Here is a 22490-nt window from a genome sequence, read left to right on the forward strand (position 1 = left end):
GGTGGGGTCACCCGATGGGCGGGAGGTTCACCGGGGCGGGTGCGTCGGCAGCACCAGGGCGAACCGGCTGCCGACGTTGGGCGTGGACGCCATCTGGAGGTCGCCACCGTGATGCCGCGCAATGCGCTTGCAGGTCGCCAGGCCCAGCCCGGTCCCCTCGTACATCCGTCGTGAATGCAGGCGCTTGAAGGGCTCCCCCAGCAGGGGCAGCTTGTCCGCGTCGATGCCGATGCCGTTGTCCGACACCACCAGCTCCAGCTGTGCCCCGCTTCGATGGGCCGCGATCCGGATGTCCGGCGCGCGGTCGGCGGGCATGAACTTCAGGGCATTGCTCAGCAGGAGGTTGATCGCCAGGGCCAGCTGGTCTGCGTCTCCCCAGGCCTGTCCCAGCGGGGTGACCTGAACCGTCGCACCTTGCTGCTGGATGCGTTCGCTCATCGCGTCGAGGGCGCCGTCGAGCAGTTCGTCCAGATCGACGTCGCGGAAGGTCTTGCCTGGATCGACCTCTTCGACCTGGACGTAGAGCCGGATGTCCTCCAGCATGCTGCTCATGCGCTGGGCCGCCGACTTGACGTGCCGGAAGTACGTCCGGGACTCCGTCGACAGGGCCGGGGCGTCCCGCTCTTCGATGAGCGAGGTGAATTGCGCGATGGTGTTCAGCGGCTCCCGCAGGTCGTGCGACGACACCCGCACGAACTGCTGCAGGTCGTGGTTGCTCGTCTCCAGACTGGTGGTCAAGGCCTCCAGCTGCTGGCGGGACGACTCGAGCTCGGTCACGTCGGTGCTGGTGTAGAGGACCCCGAGCTGGTGGGACTCTTCGTCAAAGGCCGGCTGCAGGTGCACGGCCATGGTTCGCAAACCGCGTGCCGGGAAATCCACCGTCATGACCTGCTGGACTTGCTGCCCCGTCAGCGCCTGCTCCAGCAGCGGTTGCATCGGGCTGCGGTACTGTTCGCCGGGCAGGTAGCCCAGCCAGGACTCGCCCACACTCTGTTCGTTGGGCACGCCCCAGTAATCCGCACGCGCCTGGTTCGCCCAGCGCAGGATGCCTTGCATGTCGATGAACGCGGCCAGCTGGTTGGCCTGCCCGCCCACCACGGCCAGGGTTTCGTCCAGCGCACGCTGTCGGGCCACGATGACGGCGACCACCTGCGGAGGGATGACCACCAGCAGCAGGGTCATGTGCATCAACAGGTGTCCGAACGGCGTGTCGGCGGTCACCGGAACCAGCCAGCCCTGCCCAACCGCCACCGCAAACGCCACCACCACGATGGGCGCCGCGGCAAACGTCACCAGGCGCGACTGGAAGTAGGCCGTGACCAGCAGACCGACACTGACCAGCCCGAACGGATTGGGCGCCAGCGAAAAGCTGAGCAGGCTGCCCGCGCCCACCAGCACCAGGGTCAGCGCCGCACCACCGAGCGACAGGTCTTTGAGCGACTGGCGCGCGCGCAGGGCCAACATCAGGGGCAGCGTGACCAGGGAGCCAATGGCCGCCGAGATGAACCACTCGATCCAGGCGCCCGTGAAGGTCGCATACCCCACGGAATCCAGCAGCAGCGCCCCCGCCAGCGCCCCCAGCAGCGACGGGGCCAGGGATCCCAGTGCCAGGACCTTGAGAAACGCCTTCGAGTCGCTGGCGAACCGCTGGGTGTTGCCGTATCGAACGAGCAGATGCATGCCCAGCAGCATTTCCACCAGGTTGCCCGGCACGAAGGCCAGCGAACTGATCAGGGACTTGCCGCCCAGCAAGGTGGCCACGAACGAGCCCATGGCGGCGGCCAGCAGAAGCCCCGAGCGCCGCCCCTCGGGCGCACTGACGGCGATGCCGATGGCGACGCCGTTGGCCAACCAGATGGCGGCCAACGCATCGGGACCGCGGGCCAAGGCGATGGATGCGATGGCCAGCACCAACGCCGCACCAAACGCCAACAGAACATCCGCCACGACCGATCGCCGTGGCCACGGGTGGAGCGTGAGTTCAGACCTCAAGAGCGTTCACGCCCCAGGGCGCGGTTCTGCGGCCATCTGGGCCAGGGTCAGGGCCACGGTCTTGGAAATGGGCTTGACCAGGTATCCCCGCACGCAGTCATAGGCCGTGGCCCTGGATTTGTCTGCCGGTGCGGACGACGAGGTGTGCATGACCACCGGCGCCCGGACAAGCCCCTGGTCGTGCAGCGGCTGGTACAGGTCGAGGAACTCAAACCCGCTCATCTCGGGCATGTTGATGGCGAGCAGGATGATGTCGACGCCCTGTCCTTCCGCGGAAGCCAGGAAGTCCAGGGCCATCCGACCGGTTTCCATCAGCGTCACGTGGGCGGCCACGCCGGATGCGTTCAGGATGATCTGGGCGAAGAACAGGTCGTCGTCGTTGTCGTCAACGACCAGGATGCGGCGAAGTGTCATAGATGCGCAGGCTCAAGGAAGGTTGGCGCATGTTGCGCCCGCCACCAGTATCAGGCAACCAGCCCTGGCCCACCGGCCTGAACAATGTGTCATTCTCGCAGCCGCTCACCCGGGCCCATGACATCGGACGCCCATACCGCCTGACCCGGTCTCGGTGAAGCCTTGGAGAACAGGACTCCGAACGGGCGCCAGAGTCAGATCACCCGCGGCAAAACAAAAACGGGTTAGCTCATTTCTGAACTAACCCGTTGATATAAATGGTCGGCGTGGCGGGATTCGAACTCGCGACCCCTTGCACCCCATCGAAATATACGTGAAATTTCATGGAATTTCCTGGGACGTTATGGGACGACGTTTTATGTTTTAAATCATATAGATACAAAGGATACTTGATCCCAAGTCGTCCCACAAAATACACTGACAGCGTTTTTTCTGTTTACCCCACCGTTTACCCCATGGAGGCCTCATGACACGGTACCCAAAGGCGGGAAAGGGCAAAAAGTGGACGACGCTGGAGCTCAAGGCCATGCCCCCGGAATGGCGTGGAGACACCCTCAGTGACGGCGACGGACTCATCGGCGAAGTCCGGGTCGCCAACGACCAGAGCGTGTCGGCCCGCTTCAAGTTCGCCTTCCGGTGGGAGGGCAAGGTGGCGTGGTACCCATGCGGCACCTGGCCCAACGTGTCCATGGAGCAGATCCGCCGTCTGCGCGATGAGGCCCGTGACCTCGTCCGTTCCGGCGTCAACCCCAACGACCAGAAGAAGGCCGAGCGAATCGAGAACCAGGCTGCGGTCGAAGCGACGATCGCGCAGGCCGCCGCCGAGGCCAGCCAGAACCGCCCGTTCAAGGACATGTTCGACGCCTGGCTGGCCGATGGCGTGGCCCGCAAAGACGGCAACGCCGAACTGCGCCGCTCCTTTGAGAAAGACGTGCTGCCCGTGCTGGGCGAGAAGCCGGTGCGGAGCATCACCGAGCACGACCTGCGCAAGGTCCTGCGGACCATGGTGGCCCGTGGCGTGAACCGCATGTCCGTGCGCGTGCACCAGGACCTGGTGCAGCTGTTCGCCTGGGCCGAGAAGCGCCAGCCCTGGCGCGGCCTGCTGATCGAAGGCAACCCGGCCGACCTGATCGAGATCCGCAAGATCGTGTCCAAGGATTTCGACATGGTCAACGAGCGCGACCGAGTGCTGTCGGCCAGGGAGCTGCAGGAACTGCAGGCGATCTTTGAGCGCATGGAGACGGACTACGAGGAGACCCCGGCCGGTCACAAGTACGAGGTCCAGCGCCCGCTCAAGCGAGAAACCCAGCTGGCGATCTGGATCTGCCTGGGCACGCTGTGCCGCATCGGCGAGCTGCTGATGACCCGGTGGGAAGACGTGGACCTGGAGGAGCGCTACTGGACCGTCCCGGTCGAGAACGTCAAGGGGCCGATGGGCAAGAAGCAAGGCCACCGGGTCTACCTCTCGGACTTCTCGCTGCGCCAGTTCCAGGCGCTCAAGGCCCTCACCGGAACATCGCCCTACTGCTTCCCGGCCCGCAACCACAAGGAAGACACCCACATCGACGTCAAGACCGTGTCCAAGCAGGTGGGCGACCGCCAGATCCAGTTCAAGACCCGCAAGGACCTGTCACGCCGGGCCAACGACAACGCGCTGGTGCTCAAGAGCGGCAGCCACCGCGAGTGGACGCCACACGACATGCGGCGCACCGGCGCCACCATGATGCAGGCGCTAGGCGTCCTGCCCGACATCATCGACCGCTGCCAGAACCACGTGATGGCCGGCAGCCGTGTGCGGCGGCACTACCTGCACCACGAGTTCGCCGACGAGAAGAAAGCGGCCTGGGAGAAGCTGGGGCAGCGGATTGATGACATCCTGGGGCAGAACGATCCGTCATTGCCCGCTGCGTCCGCCCAAGCGGCGACGCAGAAAGCCTGACGCCGGCACAGACCTGAGGTCAATGCGCTCTGCACGATAACGTTGGCAAAGGTATCGTGCTTGTTCCTTGTTATCCAAGGGACGGCGTGGACATCTGTTGCTGCCACCTGCCATCAGGCTGACGGCAGTGACCCACCAGGGCAAACCACCCTTTGCCTATTTTGTTGGGCATTTCAGCCATCAACGCCCAGTTCAATGGGCAAACCCATCACATCCGCACGAGCTGCTGGACCCCCGTCCTGCTCTGCAGCGATGTCACGGCACAAGAGACTGCAGAACAGGCATCAACGCGCCACGAACTCTGCCGACGACTGCTGGCAAAGGCGTCGGAGCCAGGTCGTTCTTTCGAAGAAACGCCAGCCACAGGGCCTGCCGAGAGGTATCACCCGCGAACTCTTCTGTCAGGCCAACAGGCAGCGCATGGGGAACCGGCATGCCGCGCCGCTCGAAGGTGGCCTTGACCGCCTGGGCCAGCAAGTCGTTGTCGAGAGTGTCCCTTTCCAGAAGCACCGACAGATCGAAGTAGTCCTTCAGGCGGCTGTTGGTCATGCCCAGCAGGGCGATGGCATGGAGCTTCTCCGCGATGACGGTGTATTTGGGGTAGACCCGCAGCCTTGGCGCGGGCAGATCGTCCAGCAGCACCGGGTAGACCGAATCGACGGGCGCCGGCGTGACCGCGTCACCGAATCCGACGTCGATCTGGGTCTTGCAGCGTGCCCGGGCCAGATCGCCTGCGACGATCACGCGCACGCCGCCGTAGCCCGCTTCCTTGCGGATTTCCTCGACCGTGACCGAGGCAGGATCGAACACGATCCCGTCATCGACTGACACGGCAGCAATGTCTCGGAAGGCCTGTGCGACCGAGTTCAGATCGCTGGCGCCGAAACCGAGCAGATCGGCATCACGCGTGGCCCTGTGCGGCATGTCGTACCAGAGCGTGAACAGCAGCGCCCCCTTCAGCAGGAAACGATCGGCGTGCGGAGACTGGGCCATCCGATAAAGGATGCGCTCCAGCGCGAAGCGCACGAGCACCTGGTTGAAATCGACGCCCTGCGCCTTGGCCACGTTGAGCAGGCGTGCGCGAACGGACGCGGCAATGTTTGGACCGACAGTGCTCATCCGATGCTCTCCAGGTAGGGCCGCATCACATTGGCTACGCGGCAGACCTTCGCGTAGCGCCAGATCTCGTCCACTGAAGCCTTGTTCCTCGAACGCGCATCCTTGAGTGCTTCCAGGGCCACGTCCAGGCCAATCTTGTTCCGGTGCTTGAAGCAGTCAGCCACCGTCTTCGCAACACCGTAGACCCGCAGCCTGACGCCATCGCGCTCCACTTCTTCGACTCCTGCGGAGAAGGCCTCGCCCGTGAACTGCACCATCTTGATCGGCGGGTAGTCGATCCGCGGTGGGTGGCTGCCGCGCGGCATGGCGATCCAGACCTGGCGCGGCAGCTGGGTGGTCAGCTCGTGGAACTGCAGTGCGGTGAGCAGGCAGAACACGGCCTGTGGCACTTTTGCAGCGACCGTACCGAGGCTCTCGAACTCAGACACCTGTGCGTCCGGGAGACGATAGAGACCACGTCCAACCCGCTCCAGTAGCCCAGCGGCCTCCAGCCGCGTGAGGACGACCCGTGGTGCATCGATGGCAGCCAGGTCGCTGGCGCGCAGGAGCCCTCTCTGGCCAACCAGATCAAGGACACGCCGGGTATGGGTCTCGGAAAGCACGCCGGAGTATGTTCCGTTATTTCGTCGAATGCAAGTAATCGACGTCAAATTGGAACAACCAACTTCAAGGCTTTGTCCAGGCTCCACCCTCCCCGCTTGATTTCAGCCCGAATCCAGCACCTCAACAGCCTGCTCTGGCCCCTAGAGTGGTCGACGTCACTTTCGTCGATCCGTCATGGGCTCGCTGACCAACTTCCTCGCCAATCGCAAGACCTCGGGACTGAGTCTCGAACAGCTGGGGCTGTTCGAGAGCGAGCTCGCGCCTACCGGCAAACCCCTGATGGTGGCGATCGACCGGCTGGTCGAAGACCCGGACAACCCGCGCAAGGAGTTCCCTCCGGCGGCCATCGAGGAACTGGCGCAGGACATTGCTCTGCGCGGCATCCTGCAGCCTATTGTGGTCAGTGACCGGGAGGTCAAGGACCGCTACCTGATCCGTTTTGGCAGCCGGCGCTGGCGGGCAGCCATTCAGGCCGGGTTGACAGAGGTTCCCATCGTCTTTGCAGCGCAGCATCGCGACGCCTACGACCAGGTGGCCGAGAACCAGAAGCGGCAGAACCTGTCCCCGCTCGAACTGGCACAGTTCATCCGGCACCGGGTGGATGCCGGTGAATCCAACGCCGAAATCGGCCGTCAGCTGGGCATGGACCTCACCACGGTGGCCCACCACCTGGCCCTGCTCAGCCTGCCACCTGTGCTGCACCAGGCGCTCAGGGATGGTCGTTGTGAATCCCCACGCACGCTGCACGAGCTGAGCCGCCTGCATGAAGAACAGCCCGAGCAGGTGGCGGCCCTGGTCATGGGAAAAGAACCCATCACCCGCGAGGCCGTGGCCAGCCTCCGCGATGCGTCCCGGGTGGTGGCGCCCGCTGACGACAAGCCACCGCCACCCAGGCCGGACAAGGTGGCACAAGCACTGGCCCGCGCCAGCGGACTCTGCGAGCGACTGGACGCCGCACTGCAGCGGCTGAACCAGTCGGGCGGCATCAACACCCTGCCCCAGGATCAGGTGATGGCCTTGCGCCAGCGTGTCACCGAGCTGGCCGCTCGACTGGCACCTGAAGCCACGCCGAGCGATGCCGAGGCTCGCCATGGAACACCCGCCGCGTGACCGGGTGACCATCGATCTGCGTGGCCTGCGCGAGCAGCTGCAGACGCAGGCACTTCGGAGGCAGATGACCCCGGCAGCCCTGGTGCGCCAAGCCCTGCTGGCCTACCTTGCTCCGACGCCGAGCAACCAGACACCTGAGGTGCAAAAGCGGCCCCTTATGCGGGACAAGCAGCTCATCAAGGTCACGCTGCGCCTTCCCAGCGGACACGTCGAACTGATGAACCTTCTGGCCCGCAGGGCCGATGTGTCGCAGAGCATCTATGTGGCCACGCTGATCGAAGGCTCGCCGCCGCCCACCAACCACACCCAGACCGTGGCCGCACTGCAGGCCTCCACCAACCGGCTGGCCGTCATCAACACCGACCTCAGGGATTTCCTGCGCGTGATGTACGCGGCAAAACCTGGAGTGCAGCAGGAGCTGGAACGCTACCGCGCCGGCATCAAGACATTGAATCAAGACATCCGGCACCACCTGAACACGGCAGCCAAGTTGGTGGCCGAGCTGCGGGCCACCAGGCGATCCAAATGACGACGGGCGCATCCATCGACGGTGTGCTGGTGCAATGGGGCGAGCGGCTGTTCTACCCGGCCAGCCGCATTGTCAAACCGGACACCACGCCGCGCCTGAACAGCCCGAACCGATCCAGCGCGGCCGTGATCCGCCAGCGCATCGCCGCCACCGTGGCGCGGCGGGCGCCGCAGGTGATGGTGAAGGTCACCGGGGGTGGCCGTGGCATGGGCGCCATCGCAGCGCACTTGCGCTACATCTGCAAGAACGGACAGCTGCGCATGGAGGACGAACGGGGTGTCGTGCGCGAGGGCAAGGAGGCCATGCACGACCTGGCCGAACAATGGCGCGTCAGCGGATCGCTGATTCCACAGACCAGCCACCGGCGCGAAGCCTTCAACATCATGCTGTCGATGCCGAAAGGCACGGATGCGCAGACCGTGCTGAAGGCCGCTCGCGCTTTCGCAAAACACGAGCTGAAGGATCACCACTACGTGATGGTGCTGCACGAGCACCAAGCCAACCCGCACGTGCACCTGAGCGTGAAGGCCGAGTCGATCGAGGGCAAGCGGCTTAACCCGCGCAAGACGGACCTGCACCGTTGGCGCGAGACATTTGCCGAGCAGTTGCGCGGATACGGTGTGGAGGCCGAGGCGACGCGACAGGCTTCGCGTGGGGTGAACCGCCGGGATGAACGCATCTGGGAAAGCAAGGTGCGGCAGGAGGGTCGTTTGGACCTGCGTGGCGAACAGAGAGCCAAGTCAGGTGCGACCTATGAGCGCAGCCACTTCGGGGCATTCCAAGCCTGGGCGAACATCACGAAGGCTCTGCAGGCATCTGATGTCCCGGAGGACCGGGAACTGGCCAAACACATCCTGCGATTCATCAGCGAATCGGCGTACTTCAAAGAGGTCTGGCCTCGGGATCAACGTGAGGCGGCCCGTCAGGACAAACAACGGCCCGCCCCAGTGCAATCGCGAGAGGTGCTGAAAGCCGCTCCCTCAATCGACATGGAGCGCTGAATGGGGCTGCGCGGCAATCGCCCTGGACCGACCAACTCAGCAAGCGTTCGATTTCGACCGGTATCTGGTCAATGCCCGGAGACGACCCATTGCTGCCAGTGGACCAGGTCAGGACCGGTCGTTGGCCGACGTGCGTGTCGGCCAACGTGCCTGCACGGGTCGCGGCTTTGGCAGTAAAGTCGAGCGGAAGACTCGGCGCAGAAACACTGCTGCGATGGGTCGGCCCAGCTGACGAGTGGTAGGCCAGGAGGCAACACTATGGGGCATGCGCGCGACATCGGGTTCGTCTCGTCTCGGGACGGGGTCCAGCTCGCCACCGCACGCTACGGCGCGGGCCCGACATTGATCAAGGCGGCAACGTGGCTGACGCACATCGAACGTGCCGCGCCCGGAACGATCCAGCAGGCGTTGATCGACGAGTTTGCTCCCCGATTCAGTTACGTCGAATACGACACGCGCGGTTGCGGCCTGTCGCAGCGCCGGGTGGACGAACTGTCCTTCGAGGCCTGGGTGAGCGACCTGGAAGCCGTGGCGGACGCACACGGCCGCGAGCCGTTCACTCTGCTGGGATTCACCTGTGCGGCCGGCGTCGCGGTTGAATACGCGGCCAGGCATCCCGAGCGCGTGAACCGGCTGATCCTGTTCGGCGGGTTTGCGACCTCGTATCACAGCACCAGCCATCCCGATCCGGCCATTCGCCGCGAAGGCGACCTGATGATCGAGCTGGCCGAGCTGGGTTGGGGCAACAGCTCGCCCGCGTTCCGGCAGGTCTTCGTCTCGCGTTTCCTGCCCGCTGCCACGCAGGCGCAGTGGATGGCCTTCGATGAGAAGCAGCGCACGACCGCGACGCCCGACGTGGCGGTGCGCTACCTGCGGGCGATGTACGGCATGAATGTCAAGGAGGCGGCCGCACGGGTGCGCTGCCCGACGCTGGTGCTGCATCCGAAGGACGACGAGATGGTCAGGTTCGAGCAGGGACGGCGTCTTGCATCGCTCATTCCCGGCGCGCGCTTCGTGCCGCTGGAGGGTCGCAACCACATCCCGTTCCCCGACGAGCCGGCCTGGGAAGGCTTTGTGCGGGAGACCCGGCGCTTTCTCGGCACGAACGACGAGCGGGCCGGGTGCGCTGAGATCCGCTTGACGGAACGCCAGCTGGAGGTGCTGCGCCGGATCTCGTTCGGCCAGACCGACAAGCAGATTGCTGCGGCGTTGGGCCTGAGCCCGCGCACGGTGGAAATGCACGCGGCGCGAGCCCTGCAGGCGCTCGGCTGCCGAACCCGCGCCGAGGCGGTGGGACGCGCCTCCGAGCGCCGCATGTTCGTGGCCTGACGCTCCACCGCCCTACCGGGATGCCCCGGTATCCACCGGACCGCCTACCGTAATCGGCCGACTGTCGCTCTCGCGGCGACCCGTCGCAGAATCTCGGCACGAAGACTACAGAGAACCAACATGGACGGACGCCCGCTGCAGGATGTGCTTAAGGTCCAGTGCTACGGATGCGGTGCTCTGAATGCGCACGGCATGCAGATCAAGAGCCGCTGGGACGGCGGCGACGAACTGGTGTGCATCTGGCAGCCGCAGCCGTATCACATCGGCCATCCCGGCATCGTCTACGGTGGAACGATCGCGTCGGTGGTCGATTGCCACGCGGTCTGGACCGCCTTGGCAACCCGTTGTCGCGATGAAGGCTTCGACTTGGCGCATGACTCCCTGCCCTTTGCGGTGGTGACCGGCCGCCTCAGCGTGAGCTTTCTCAGGCCGGCCGTCATCGACCAGCCGCTGGAGCTGAGGGCGAAGGTGGTCGACGCGGGGCCGCGTCGGGCCACCGTCGCGTGCCGCGTGCTCCAGCTGGGCAGCGAATGCGCAACGGCCGAGGTCGTGACGGTGCGCGTCGCCGCCATGGGGTGACACGATGAAGGCGATCCTTTGCGCCAGCTTCGCCGACGAACCGCAACTGCAGATCGGCGAGACGATAGCCCCCACGCCCGGGCGGCATGACGTCGAGGTCGCGGTGCATGCCGCCGCGGTCAGCTTCATGGACTTGCTGATGGCCCAGGGGCGTTACCAGATGCGGCCGGAACTTCCCTACGTGCCCGGCACCGATGCGGCCGGCGTGGTCGTGTCGGTAGGTGCCAAGGTCACGCGGTTTCACGTCGGCGACCGCGTCGCCTGTGGTAACTGGCACGGCGCATGGGCCGAGAGAATGGTGGCCCCGGAAAGCAGCACGGTGCCGCTGCCGGCGGGCGTCGACTTCCAAACGGCCGCCGCCGTTCGCTACGCCTACGGGACGGCGCGCTATGCGCTCGTCACGCAGGCCCGTCTGCAGGCCGGCGAAACGCTGTTCGTGACAGGAGCGGCCGGCGGCGTTGGGCTGGCTGCTGTCGACCTCGGCCGCCATCTCGGCGCACGGGTGATTGCTGGCGTGGGCTCGCGCGACAAGGCTGCTGTCGTGCGCGACCGAGGCGCCGAGCACGTGATCGTCTACACCGAGGAAGTCCTGCGCGAGCGCATCCGATCGCTGACCGGCGACCGCGGTGTGGATGTGTGCCTCGATCACGTCGGCGGCGACGTGTTCGCCGCCATGGCACGCTCGATGGCCTGGGGCGGCCGCCTGGTGCCCTTGGGCTTCGCCTGCGGGCAAATCCCGAGCGTCGCGGCCAACCTGCCATTGCTGAAGAACTACTCGGTCGTCGGCGCCTATTGGGGCGCATGGGCTGAGCGCCATCCGCGCGAGAGTGCCGCGGCAGACGAAGCGCTGATGCGCCTGGTGGGGACCGGAGAATTGCGCCCGCACGTCGGACGCACGATGTCCTGGGAGAACTTCGCCGTCGCACTGGGCCTTCTGCGCCGTCGCGAGGCCCAGGGCCGTGTCGTGCTGCAGGTGCTGCAGCCGGGTCAGCCGCTGAACGGCGGTTCGAGCTGAACGACAGGTCTGCGCCGGTGAACTCGAGAGCCGCGACGCCATCTGCAGTTCGCTGGCCCAGTCCCAACGGCCGGATTGCGACGTTTGACTCGTCAGTCCGCTGATGGCAAAACAGCTGACCCTCAGGCTTCGATACTAGGCGTGCGCAATAGTTAAGGCTTGTGTGACACCTGCCCAGCCGCACAAGCGGTCGAGCGCCCTCACTGCTGTCGGGCAGGTGTTGCATAAGCCTCGAGGGAGGAAACCGCGGCGACCGCCACGGTGGTTGTCGAGCGCGGTGACTATGGCGATTGCTCTACGCTCGCGTCGCGCGTTGGCAGCCCACGACTGAGCATCGACACCTCATCGATGACCGCAGGCGCCCCTGCGTGTGCCACTTCGATACGACAGTAGCTCTTAGCCGAGCCTGCGCAGACGCTGACCAAGCGACGCACGCAGCAGCCCACCGCACGCCATGTCCAGCGTCGAGTTGATCGGGCGTGTTCGAGCGTGGTCATGGTGGCGGCGGCGCCCGAATCGAGCAGTCGCGCAAGAAGACCTGCAGCACCGTCATCGCGTGGCCGCAGTGCGCGCAGACGAAGGTCGGACGTGGCGAGGCAAAGCCATCGGCGGCCACCGCTTCGGGCGATGATGGCGTCACCTGCAACAACTGGCGCGCCAGCGCCAGGTTGTCCCGCCGGTTGCTGTTGGCCAGCAGGCCGTAGTGCCGGATCCGGTGGAAGCCGCCCGGCAGCACATGCAGCAGGAAGCGGCGCATGAACTCCTGTGGGCTCAGCGTCATCGCCTTGTGGCGCGTCTTGCCCCTGCCAGGCTTGTTCGCCCGGTAATCCTTCCAGAGGAAGGTGACGCCGCGCTCGTCCATCGCGAGCAGCCGGCTGTTGGAGATGGCCACGCGGTGCGTGTAGCGCGAGAGGTAGGCCAGCACCGCCTGCGGCCCAGCGAATGGCCGTTTGGCATAGACCACCCACTCGCACTGGCGCAGCGGCGCCAGCCAGTCCTTGAACGCCACGGGCTCGGCCAGTTCTGCGTGCTCGCCGAAGAACCGGAGTGAGCCGCTATCGTGCAGCCGCTGCAGTTCCTCCGTGAAGCGACGCCTGAAGAGCCGGGACAGCACGCGCACCGGCAGGAAGAACCCCGGCCGGCAGGCGACCCAAGTCTTGCCGTCGGGCGCCAACCCGCCGCCTGGCACGATGCCGTGCACATGCGGATGGTGGGTCAATGCCGAGCCCCAGGTGTGCAGCACCAGCGTGGCGCCAATGTGGGCGCCCAGGTGCTTGGGATCGGCAGCGATACGCAGCAGCGTCTCGGCGGCGATGTCGAACAGCAAGCCGTACAGCGCCGCCTTGTTCTGGTACGCGATGTCGGCGATCGGCGCCGGCAGCGTGAAGACCACGTGGTAGTACTCCACCGGCAGCAGATCAGCCTGGCGCGCATCCAGCCACCGCTTGGCTGCGCTGCTCTGGCACTTCGGGCAGTGCCGGTTGCGGCACGAGTTGTAGGAGACCTCGTCTTGGCCACAACCGTCGCAGCGCAGGACGTGGCCACCCAGTGCCGCCGTGCGGCACTGGGTGATGGCCGACATCACCTTGAGCTGCGCCAGGCTCAGGTGGCCGCGCTGGGCGTCACGCCAGGCGGGTCCATGGGCACGGAAGATGTCGGCGACCTCCAGGGCGGGTCGCGCCTGCACGATGGCGTACGACTACAGGGCTGGCGGCTGCGGTGCAGGTTCGGGCGCTGGCTCGCCTGCGGGCTTGGCGCACGTGTGATCCAGCGGGCTGATGACCCGGCGCAGCAGGTCGGTGGCCACGGCAGCGTACAGGGTCGTGGTGTCCAGCCGCTTGTGCCCGAGCAGCACCTGGATGACGCGGATATCGACCTTCTGCTCCAGCAGATGGGTGGCAAAGGCATGGCGCAGGCCGTGCGGGGTGATGCGCTTGTCGATGCCGGCCGTCGCGGCGGCCAGGTGCACGGCGCGGTTGAGCTGGCGCGCGGTCACGTGATCGGTGGGGTCCAGGCCCGGGAACAGCCAACCACCGTGGCGGATCTTGCCCTGGGCATGGCCCAGTCTCCACCAGGCACGCAGCCGCTCCAGCAGCACCGGGCTGAGCATGGCGTAGCGATCCTTGCGTCCCTTGCCCTGCTCCACGCGCAGTGTCATGCGCTCGCCGTCGATGTCGCCGACCTTGAGCGAGACGACTTCGCTGACGCGCAGGCCCGCGCCGTAGGCCACCGACATGGCGGCCTGGTGCTTGAGGTTGGGCGCGGCGGCGATCAGGCGGCCGACTTCCTCGGGGCTCAGGATCACGGGCAGCTTGCGAGGCACAGCCACATGCGTCATCTTGAGCATGAGCTCGGGCCGGCCCAGCGTGATGTCGAAGAAGAACTTCAGCCCGGTGATGGTGGCGTTGATGGTGACCGGGCCGGTGCCGGTGTCCACCAGGTGCAGCTGGAAGCGGCGCAGGTCCTCGGCGGTGGCGGTGTGCGGCGAGCGGCCGAGGAAGGTGGCGAGCTTGCGCACGGCGCGGATGTAGCCCTCCTGCGTGTGCTCTGCGAACTGGCGCATGCGCATGTCGTCGATCATGCGTTGGCGCAGCGGCGATACGGCCGCGGATGGGGTCGGGGTGGAAACGTCCATGATCCTGCTCCTGTCGGTGACCGAGGCGGATTGCCTCGACCGCCAACATCGCAGAATCACGGCGCAACGAACCACCACCAACGTCGCCGGAGCGCTTACCGCGCGAGCGGTTTAGTCCACCGCTGCGTATCGGACATTTGCCACAAGAATTAGGATGATCGAAATCGCCGGGCGAGCGAGCGTTTTGATCTCACGGCACGCCCAAGTCGATTGCTCGGCAACGCGTGTGCAAGCTGAGCATGGGCGCTGCGCTTTTCCTAGTCGTCTTCGCGCACCCGGTACCGCCCCATCAACGTCTGTTGGACGGCCGGCGGAACGGCCTCGTAGTGCGACAACGCGACGGTGTAGCGCCCCTGGCCGCTGGTCATCGCATTGAGCCGCGACTGGTAGTCGGCCAGCTCGGCCTCTGGCACCTGACCGCTGATGGCCACGGTGCCGGCCCCCAGGCCCAATGTGCCTGCGACCAGGCCGCGCCGCAACGACAGGTCGCTCGTGACGTCGCCCACGGAATGCTCGGGCACGGCGATCTCGATCTGGACAATCGGCTCAAGCACCACCGGCCGGGCCTCGCGAATCGCCGCCATGAAGGCCTTGCGGCCGGCGGTCGCGAAGGCGATGTCCTTGCTGTCCACGCTGTGGTGCTTGCCGTCGTACACGACGACGCGCACGTCGGCCACGGGGAAGCCGGCGATGGCGCCGTACGCCAAAACCTCGCGCACGCCTTTCTCGACCGCGGGGATGAACTGGCCCGGGATCGCACCGCCCCTGACTTCGTCGGCGAACTCGAAGCCCGCGCCGCGCGCGAGCGGCTCGATGCGCAGGAAGACTTCGGCGAACTGGCCAGCACCGCCGCTCTGCTTCTTGTGGCGGTAGTGGCCCTCGGCCGGTGCGGTCACGGTCTCGCGGTAGGCGATGCGCGGTGGCCGAGTCTGGACATCGAAGCGGTAAACCTCGCGCAGGCGTTCGAGCACGATGCGCAGGTGCAGCTCGCCGAGCCCGTAGAGGACAGTCTCGTTGGTCGCGGCCACATGCTCGATGCGCAGGCACGGGTCCTCGGCCGCGAGCTTGCCGAGGATTTCCCAGGCGCGCTGCTCGTCGCCATGCCGCTTGGGCTCGACGGCCAGGCCGTACACCGGCACCGGGAGCGGCAGCGGAGCGAGGTGCACATGGCTGTCTTCGGCCGCATCGTGCAACACGGCATCGAAATGGATCTCGTCGACCTTGGCCACCGCCACGATGTCGCCGGGCAGCGCGTGCGACACCTCGACGTGGTCCTTGCCCTGGAGCATGAACAGGTGCCCGACCTTGAACGGCTTGCGGCCGTCGCCGATGTAGAGCTGGCTGTCGCGCGTGACCGTGCCCTGGTGCACACGAAAGATGCCCATCTTGCCGACATAGGGGTCGTTCGTGACCTTGAACACATGCGCCAGCACGTGCAGCGTCGAGTCAGGCTTGGCCTCCATGGGCATGGCCTCTGCGCCCTCGCCAATGATGAAACTCGGCGGGTTGGCTTCGGTCGGATCGGGCAGGAGTTTGACGATCACGTCGAGCAACTCGGCCATGCCGGCGCCGCTGCGCGACGAGGCGAAACACACCGGGATCAGGTGGCCTTCGCGCAGCGCCTGCTCCAGCGGCGCGTGCAGCTCCGACGGGTCGACGTCGCCTTTCTCGAGGTAGCGGTCGACGAAGGCCGCGTCGACCTCGACCACCTGCTCCACCAGCGCGCGGTGCGCCGCTTCGACCGTGCCGAAGTCGGAGCGTCCGAAGCGGTTGAAGAAGCAGTCGATCACCTGCCGGTTGACCCCGTCGGGCACGTTCAGCGGCAGGCATTCGCGGCCGAAGGTGGCCTGGATGTCGGCCAGCAGACCCGACAGAGAGACGCCCTGCGCGTCGATCTTGTTGACGATGATCATGCGGGCGAGGCGGCGCGAGGCTGCGTATTCCATCATGCGCACCGCCATCGGCTCGATGCCGGTGGCGGCATTGATGACCACCGCCACCGTCTCGACCGCCTCCAGCGCCGGCAGGCTCTGGCCGAGGAAGTCGGGTCCGCCGGGCGTGTCGATGAGGTAGATGCGCGTGCCGGCATGCGTGAGGTGCATCACCGAGGCGTTGAGGGAATGCAGCATGCGGCGCTCGAGCGGGTCGTGGTCGCTAACGGTGCTGCCGCGCTCGACGCTGCCGCACGCGCCGATGGCGCCCGCCTTGTACAGCAAGGCCTCGGCCAGCGAAGTCTTACCGGCGTCTGCGGCGCCCACGAGCGCCAATGTTCGCACGGCTCTTATTTCGGCCGTGAGGCCGTTCGATCGGCTTGGCATGGTTGGACTCCTTTGCACGTCCTGAAGGCCGGCCCGGCGGCCCGCATGGGCTCGGGCGTTGCGTGTGGACGTCGGGGCAGCGTACGGGATTGACCGCGCTAACGCAAATGGGTTGCGCCGCCGATTTCGAATACCTGACCGGCATGCATGCCGCGTTGACCTCCCCATTGTTGCCAGCGTGCTGAGACATGGGCTCACACTCAAGATGTCTCAACAACAACGCGCTGAGCCCGTCATGACCACTGTCACCGTCGACTCTGCATGCCGTTGCCGGCGACAGGTCATCGCGCTCGACATGTGTCGAGCGCTTTCAACGACTGCACTGCGGCCGTCACCGTGAATTGACGGAGCGCACACCACCGGCGGTAATCGCTGTTGCACATCTGCTGGTCGCCAATGCTTCTCGGCTCCAGGCGACCACCCCGACCAGGGCCCTTGACGAGGATTCGCCGGGCCTCCAGGCAAAATCCAGATGATCGGGGCGAGCTTGGCGTCGGGCCTGCCGGGAATCCCACCTTGAAGAATGGAGCAGCATCAATGGCACTGACGAAGAAGGGCGAGTTCTGGTACGGGACGACGTCGGGCGACACCCAAGCCGAGCTGCGCAGTTACAGCGTTGCGAATCGCCATGAGGCCGTCCGGTTTGCCGCGTCCAAATGCGACTGCGGGTGCCGGAGCTTCGCGCTGCAGACCGATGAAGAAGCTGGAGTGGCAATCCGCACCTGCACCGACTGCGGGCAGGAACACCTGATGGGCGACAGTGCGGAATACGTTGAAGAAGCCGTGCCCGAGGCGCACGAGTGCGTGTGTGAAAACGAGGTGTTTGAGCTGATGTCCGGCGTCTCCGTGTACGAGGGCACACATGACGTGCGTTGGTATTACATCGCTTGCCGCTGCGTGGAGTGCAATCTGGTCGGGGTCTTCGCAGACTGGAAGTGTGAAGCGGGTGATGCGGCGGCCTTCCTGGCCAAGGTATGAACTGCCGTACCCCGCAGAGATCAGGTTCGCAGGCTCTGGGTCACGCGAGGCTCGGAGTCAGGGCTCAAGTTTCAAGCCCTTTCTCGAGCAATACCTGACCTTCTCGCGCAGGAGCGCCAAGCCTCGGCACGTCGAAGGCACCGAGATCGCGCTTATCGCGCGAGCGGCCAAGTGGTGTCATGAATTGGTCGGTGGACTTGGCTGTATCAATAACCGTAACCGCTGCATACCGTCCCTTGAATTCCTAGACCAGGTGCGCCTGCAGCTCTTACTCCATGCAAGCGGCCATCGGTCTGCGCTGTCAAGCTGCTTGACAGATTGCGGCTGAATTGCAGGACGCTTCCTGTGCCGCCTTCTCTTGTTTGTTCCTGCCTCCCGGTCGCATTTCTCGGCTACTGGCCAAAGGGGTCGGACGGTCCGACCCTTTCAGGTCGAACAGAAGAGAGAAGGATAGGATTGATGGCAGGATAGGCTGTGCGCCAGCAAATGGCTGCCAAGCAGCAGTGTCATCAAGGGAGGAAATCAAGAATGGCGAGACGCAAGAGAACAAGCACGGCCGACGACCTGCTGGAATTGGTGGCGATGCTGCCCTGGTGGGCCGGCGTGCTGCTGGCGCTGGTGAGCTACTTCGTGCTTCACAACATCGCATCCCAACCGGTGGTAGCGCCCTCGCAGCCCGGTCAAATGGGCACTATGGTCACGCGATCCATCTGGAAATCGCTGGCCATGGCGGGCCAGTACATCCTCCCTTTCATTTGCTTGCTGGGTGCGGGCACGTCTGCCTGGCGGCGGCGTGAGCGAAAGAACCTGGTGGCTGATGTGGCCAGGAGCAAGGCGACCGACGCGCTGGATGGCATGAGCTGGCGCGAGTTCGAAATGCTGGTGGGGGAAGGGTTTCGGTTGCAGGGCTACCAGGTGGTAGAAACCGGGGGCGGCGGTGCCGACGGCGGCGTGGATCTCGTGCTCACCAAGCCGGGCAAAAGTGGCGGCGAAAAATTCCTCGTGCAGTGCAAGCAGTGGCGCGCCTACAAGGTTGGCGTGGACGTGGTGCGCGAGCTGTACGGTGTGATGGCCGCCAAGGGCGCCACCGGCGGGTTCGTCGTGACCTCGGGAAAGTTCACCGATGAGGCGATCAGCTTTGCGAGCGGTCGCAACGTGGCGCTGGTCGATGGGCCGAAGCTGCACGGCCTGTTGCGGCAAGCCCAGGCGGGTGCCGAGCGCTCGCCAGCCCAGAAACCTGCTGTCCCGGTGGCTCGCTCCCCTGCTCCGTCAACTCAGGCTCTGACTTGTCCCCTGTGTGCGAAACCCATGGTTCGGCGCACCGCCAAACGCGGCGCCAATGCCGGCAACGAGTTCTGGGGCTGCACCGGCTATCCGACCTGCCGTGGCACGCGTCCGATCAACTGATTCCAAGGAGCAAGATGGCATTGCCCGATGGCCTCTATGACCTGTTGTTGACCGAGGGCTTGGCTCAATCGTTGGCAGACCTCGACCCGTCGCTAGCCGATGTGTCGGCGCTCAAAGGCGGGACCGCCGAGTTCCTGTCCGATGTCATCACCCGCCAGCTATCAACCATCCTCGACGATGTGTCTGGTGACGAGGCCGAGAAAGCGAAGCGACAACTCGAACTGGTGAATGGCCTGCTGGTGATGCTTCGTCAGCGGCTCGCAGGAAGCAGTGCGGGTGGCACCTTTGCGTCTGGTGAAGTGGTTGACCTGGTGGCGCCGCCGCTGCGGGTCCTGAGGGCTGTGCAGCGCGACCAGCAGTTCCCCGTGTCGCCGGAGATCGGGCTAGGCGTGCCCTGGCTGTTCACGGCTGGCAAAGGCTCACCCTCGCTGCTCCAGGAGATTCGTCGCGAGCTGGCATCGAGCGATCAAGTGGACATCCTGGTCAGCTTCATCACCGTCTCCGGCGTGCGCAAGCTGCAGGATGTGCTGCAGCAGATCACGGCCAAGGGTGCGCGGCAGGATGGACAGGCGCAACCGAAGACCCGGCTGCGCATCCTCACCACCACATACACGGGTGCGACCGAGGCTCGCGCGCTGGACGAGCTCGCCCGTCTGCCCGGGTGTGAAGTTCGCGTGTCACTGGATGGCCGACGCACCCGTCTGCATGCCAAAGCCTGGCTGTTCCAGCGAAAGACCGGCTTTGGTTCGGCGTATGTCGGCAGCGCCAACCTCTCGGGAGCTGCTCTTACCGGCGGGCTGGAGTGGACGGTCAAGCTGACCCAGCGCGCGCAAGAAGCCCTGTTTGCCCGCGCCGTGGCCCACTTCGAGACGCTGTGGGCGGACAGCGAGTTTCAGCGCTACGACCCGGACAACGTCGAACACAGACAAACCCTGGCGGCTGCGCTGGGCCGCGAGTCGTTTGGCGGCGAGCCGGCGGCCACCATCAGTTTCTTCGACCTGCAGCCCAAGACCTACCAGCTGGAAATGCTGGAGCAGCTGACCACCGAGCGCGCGCACGGTCGAACCCGAAACCTCCTGGTGGCGGCCACCGGCACGGGCAAGACGGTGGTGGCGGCGTTTGACTATCGGAACACCTGCCGTATCGAGGGTGGGCGCCCTCGCCTGCTGTTTGTGGCCCACCGAGAGGAAATCCTGCGCCAGGCCATGCGCACCTACCGCGAGGTGCTGCGCGATCCCGAATTCGGCGATCTGCTCACCGGGAGCCACCAACCCGAACGCTGGGACCATCTGTTCGCCACCATCGACAGCGTCACCAGCCGCGACCTGGTGGCCACCGTCGGTGCCGACCACTGGCACACGGTGGTGGTGGATGAATGCCACCGCCTGGCGGCCGATCGGTTTGACGCTTTCGCCAAGGCCGTTCGTCCCAGTGTGTTGCTCGGGCTGACGGCGACGCCTGAGCGCAGCGACGGGCAACCCATCGCGCCCTATTTCGATTCGCGGCCGGACGGTAGCCCGGCAGTCGAGCTTCGGCTGTGGCATGCGCTGGACCTTCAGCTGCTGGCGCCGTTCGAGTACTACGCATGCGACGACGCCACCGATTTCTCGGAAGTGCCATGGGACAGGCCTGGAGAGCGCGAGGCGGTGGCCAACCTGGTCACAGGAAACGACGTGCGCGCCAAGCTGGTCATCAACGAGTGGCGTCGCCTGGCGTCCGATGCGCGGAAGTCGCGCGCCATTGTTTTCTGTGTGACGGTGGCGCACGCGGAGTTCATGACCGATTGGCTCAATCGCGCCGGTCTGCCGGCGGCCTGCGTGGTTGGCACGACAGCATCCGAAGAACGGCGACGTGCGCCGCAACGCCTGCTCAGCGGCGAGCTGTGCGCACTGGTCACGGTGGACCTCTACAACGAGGGCATCGATCTGCCGATGGTGGACACGCTGCTGCTGCTGCGACCCACTCAGAGCCCGGTCCTGTTCCAGCAACAGATCGGTCGTGGTCTGCGTTTGGCGCCCGACAAGGAGAGCTGCCTCGTGCTCGACTTCGTTGGCCAGCACCGGGCCGAGTTCCGGTTTGACCGCCTGTTGTCGAGCCTGACCGGCTTGTCGCGACGTGAGCTGGTGGACGGCGTTGAGAACGGCTTCGGCAGCCTGCCGCCTGGTTGCCACATCCATCTGCAGCGCCAGACGCGAGAGCAGGTGCTGCAAGGCCTGCGATCCCTGACGTCCCAAAACTGGCGCCGTTTGAAGACCGAGCTGCAGACCTATGCGGCGCTGCGTGGCCGGTCGGCGATTCAGCTGGCCGACTTCCTGCACGACCAGGCACTGGAGCTGGAAGACATCTACCGCACCGGTACCGGACAAGGTCGTAGCGGCTGGACATCGCTCAAGCGCGATGCGGGCTTGATCGTCGCAGAGCCCGGACCTGAAGAGGACTACTTCAGCCGCCGCTTTGGCGACTTGCTGCATGTGGATGATCCGCGCCGACTCGATGTCATGACCGCTGTGGGTTCGCGCCAAGGGGGTGCCCCCGTACTCAACGCAGAAGACGCTTTGGGCGTGCAGATGCTGGCCTATCAGATCGATGGACGCCACGAACAGGCAGCGGGGTATGAAGCCTTCCTGGCACGCTTGGAGGGTCACCCAACCATCGCTGCCGAGCTGGTGGAACTGTCCGCCCTTCTGCAGGCCCGCAGCACCTTGGGCGCGCATCCTGTGCCTGGACTCGAAGACACGCCCTTGTGCCTGCATGCGGGCTACGGTGCGCGCGAAATCCTCACTGCGGTGCGCTGGCTGACGGCGTCGCGCCGCGTGCCGTTCCAGGCCGGCACACTGTCTTTGCTCAGCCGCCAGACCGAGCTGCTGTTCGTCACGCTCGACAAGAGCGAGGGCTACCACGACCGCATCGCGTATCACGACTACGCGATCAGCGCCGAGCGCTTTCACTGGCAGTCCCAGAACAGCGCAGGCCCAGACACGCCTGGCGGTCGGCGCTATCTCGAAAGCGCGACCAACGGATGGCAGTTCCAGCTCTTCGTGAGACCGCGCAAGGGCGAGGCCTACCGCGCCTGCGGCCCGGTCACGCTGGAGTCGGCCGAGGGTGACCGACCGATGAGCATCGTCTGGAAGTTGGAGACGCCGTTGCCAGCGCGGCTGTTCCGAGAGTTCAGTGTGCTGCGCGGGGTGTAGCGACAGTCTGGCAAGAAATTGCCGTTCGTCGGAGAAATGAAGTCGATAGCGCGAAGCCGCACAGGCAACGACTCATCGTTGCTTGACCACCACAAAACCAAGACTTGAGAAGTCTCAGCCGCCGGGATGGTGATTCCTGTCATCCTGGGCGTTTTCTGGTCCGTTGAAGATCTCACAGCACTGCGGCTGTTTACCCCAACGTTTACCCCATGGGCTCTGGAAAGAAAAACGGGTTAGCTCATTTCTGAGCTAACCCGTTGATTTTAATGGTCGGCGTGGCGGGATTCGAACTCGCGACCCCTTGCACCCCATGCAAGTGCGCTACCAGGCT

At 65.4% G+C, this 22490-nt stretch carries 17 protein-coding genes; 10 read left to right on the forward strand and 7 right to left on the reverse strand.

The genetic code is table 11. The annotated features are described in order from the left end of the window. Positions 1 to 27: 27 nt before the first annotated feature. A complete protein-coding gene (locus RMP09_RS23720) occupies positions 28 to 1947 on the reverse strand; it encodes an ATP-binding protein (RefSeq protein ID WP_310568438.1) in 1920 nt (639 codons plus the stop codon). Between the two features lie 51 nt (positions 1948 to 1998). Continuing rightward, positions 1999 to 2406 (reverse strand): response regulator, encoded by a 408-nt coding sequence (locus tag RMP09_RS23725; RefSeq protein ID WP_310568439.1) that lies wholly within the window; start codon positions 2404 to 2406, stop codon positions 1999 to 2001. 466 nt (positions 2407 to 2872) lie between these two features. Between RMP09_RS23725 and RMP09_RS23730 the strand changes: the two genes are divergently transcribed. After that, positions 2873 to 4345 (forward strand): tyrosine-type recombinase/integrase, encoded by a 1473-nt coding sequence (locus RMP09_RS23730; protein WP_310568440.1) that lies wholly within the window; start codon positions 2873 to 2875, stop codon positions 4343 to 4345. Between the two features lie 255 nt (positions 4346 to 4600). On the opposite strand, the gene RMP09_RS23735 is transcribed toward RMP09_RS23730, so the two are convergent. Next, positions 4601 to 5464 (reverse strand): nucleotidyl transferase AbiEii/AbiGii toxin family protein, encoded by an 864-nt coding sequence (locus RMP09_RS23735; protein WP_310568441.1) that lies wholly within the window; start codon positions 5462 to 5464, stop codon positions 4601 to 4603. After that, complete coding sequence (locus RMP09_RS23740) at positions 5461 to 6066, reverse strand: type IV toxin-antitoxin system AbiEi family antitoxin domain-containing protein (protein ID WP_310568442.1); 606 nt, start codon at positions 6064 to 6066, stop codon at positions 5461 to 5463. Before RMP09_RS23740 ends, RMP09_RS23735 begins: the two co-directional genes overlap by 4 nt. A gap of 175 nt (positions 6067 to 6241) precedes the next feature. Between RMP09_RS23740 and RMP09_RS23745 the strand changes: the two genes are divergently transcribed. The 6 genes from RMP09_RS23745 (at position 6242) to RMP09_RS23770 (ending at position 11630) form a co-directional block, all read left to right on the forward strand. Next, the gene (locus RMP09_RS23745; RefSeq protein WP_310568443.1) at positions 6242 to 7177 is read left to right on the forward strand and encodes a ParB/RepB/Spo0J family partition protein; all 936 of its coding nucleotides are present in this window, start codon (positions 6242 to 6244) and stop codon (positions 7175 to 7177) included. After that, positions 7158 to 7706: a hypothetical protein gene (locus RMP09_RS23750; RefSeq protein WP_310568444.1), complete on the forward strand. Its 549-nt coding sequence runs from the start codon at positions 7158 to 7160 to the stop codon at positions 7704 to 7706. Before RMP09_RS23745 ends, RMP09_RS23750 begins: the two co-directional genes overlap by 20 nt. Further along, complete coding sequence (locus RMP09_RS23755) at positions 7703 to 8707, forward strand: relaxase/mobilization nuclease domain-containing protein (protein WP_310568445.1); 1005 nt, start codon at positions 7703 to 7705, stop codon at positions 8705 to 8707. The genes RMP09_RS23750 and RMP09_RS23755 overlap by 4 nt, the downstream gene beginning before the upstream one ends. A 258-nt stretch (positions 8708 to 8965) precedes the next feature. Then, complete coding sequence (locus RMP09_RS23760) at positions 8966 to 10036, forward strand: alpha/beta fold hydrolase (protein ID WP_310568446.1); 1071 nt, start codon at positions 8966 to 8968, stop codon at positions 10034 to 10036. Positions 10037 to 10156: 120 nt separating this feature from the next. Next, positions 10157 to 10615 carry a PaaI family thioesterase gene (locus RMP09_RS23765; RefSeq protein WP_310568447.1) on the forward strand — a complete coding sequence of 153 codons (459 nt, stop codon included), beginning with the start codon at positions 10157 to 10159 and terminating at the stop codon, positions 10613 to 10615. Between the two features lie 4 nt (positions 10616 to 10619). Further along, entirely contained in the window at positions 10620 to 11630 is a 1011-nt protein-coding gene (locus RMP09_RS23770) for an NADPH:quinone oxidoreductase family protein (RefSeq protein WP_310568448.1), read from the forward strand. Between the two features lie 493 nt (positions 11631 to 12123). Here RMP09_RS23770 and RMP09_RS23775 read toward each other — a convergent pair whose 3' ends face one another. From RMP09_RS23775 to fusA, 3 genes are all read right to left on the reverse strand, one after another. Next, entirely contained in the window at positions 12124 to 13317 is a 1194-nt protein-coding gene (locus tag RMP09_RS23775; RefSeq protein ID WP_310568449.1) for an IS91 family transposase, read from the reverse strand. 12 nt (positions 13318 to 13329) lie between these two features. Further along, a complete protein-coding gene (locus tag RMP09_RS23780; RefSeq protein WP_310565853.1) occupies positions 13330 to 14265 on the reverse strand; it encodes a site-specific integrase in 936 nt (311 codons plus the stop codon). A gap of 257 nt (positions 14266 to 14522) precedes the next feature. After that, positions 14523 to 16583 (reverse strand): elongation factor G, encoded by a 2061-nt coding sequence (gene fusA, locus RMP09_RS23785; protein WP_310568450.1) that lies wholly within the window; start codon positions 16581 to 16583, stop codon positions 14523 to 14525. A 537-nt stretch (positions 16584 to 17120) separates the two neighbouring features. On the opposite strand from fusA, the gene RMP09_RS23790 reads away from it, so the two are divergent. The 3 genes from RMP09_RS23790 to RMP09_RS23800 all read left to right on the forward strand — a co-directional run bounded on the left by RMP09_RS23790 (position 17121) and on the right by RMP09_RS23800 (position 22159). Beyond that, the gene (locus RMP09_RS23790) at positions 17121 to 17561 is read left to right on the forward strand and encodes a hypothetical protein (RefSeq protein ID WP_077335450.1); all 441 of its coding nucleotides are present in this window, start codon (positions 17121 to 17123) and stop codon (positions 17559 to 17561) included. 528 nt (positions 17562 to 18089) lie between these two features. Further along, a complete protein-coding gene (locus RMP09_RS23795) occupies positions 18090 to 18968 on the forward strand; it encodes a restriction endonuclease (protein ID WP_310568451.1) in 879 nt (292 codons plus the stop codon). 14 nt (positions 18969 to 18982) lie between these two features. Continuing rightward, positions 18983 to 22159, forward strand: a complete 3177-nt coding sequence (locus RMP09_RS23800) for a DUF3427 domain-containing protein (RefSeq protein ID WP_310568452.1) — start codon at positions 18983 to 18985, stop codon at positions 22157 to 22159. The last annotated feature ends 331 nt before the right edge of the window (positions 22160 to 22490 follow it).

Source organism: Hydrogenophaga sp., assembly GCF_031426985.1.
Classification (GTDB): Bacteria; Pseudomonadota; Gammaproteobacteria; order Burkholderiales; family Burkholderiaceae_C; genus Hydrogenophaga.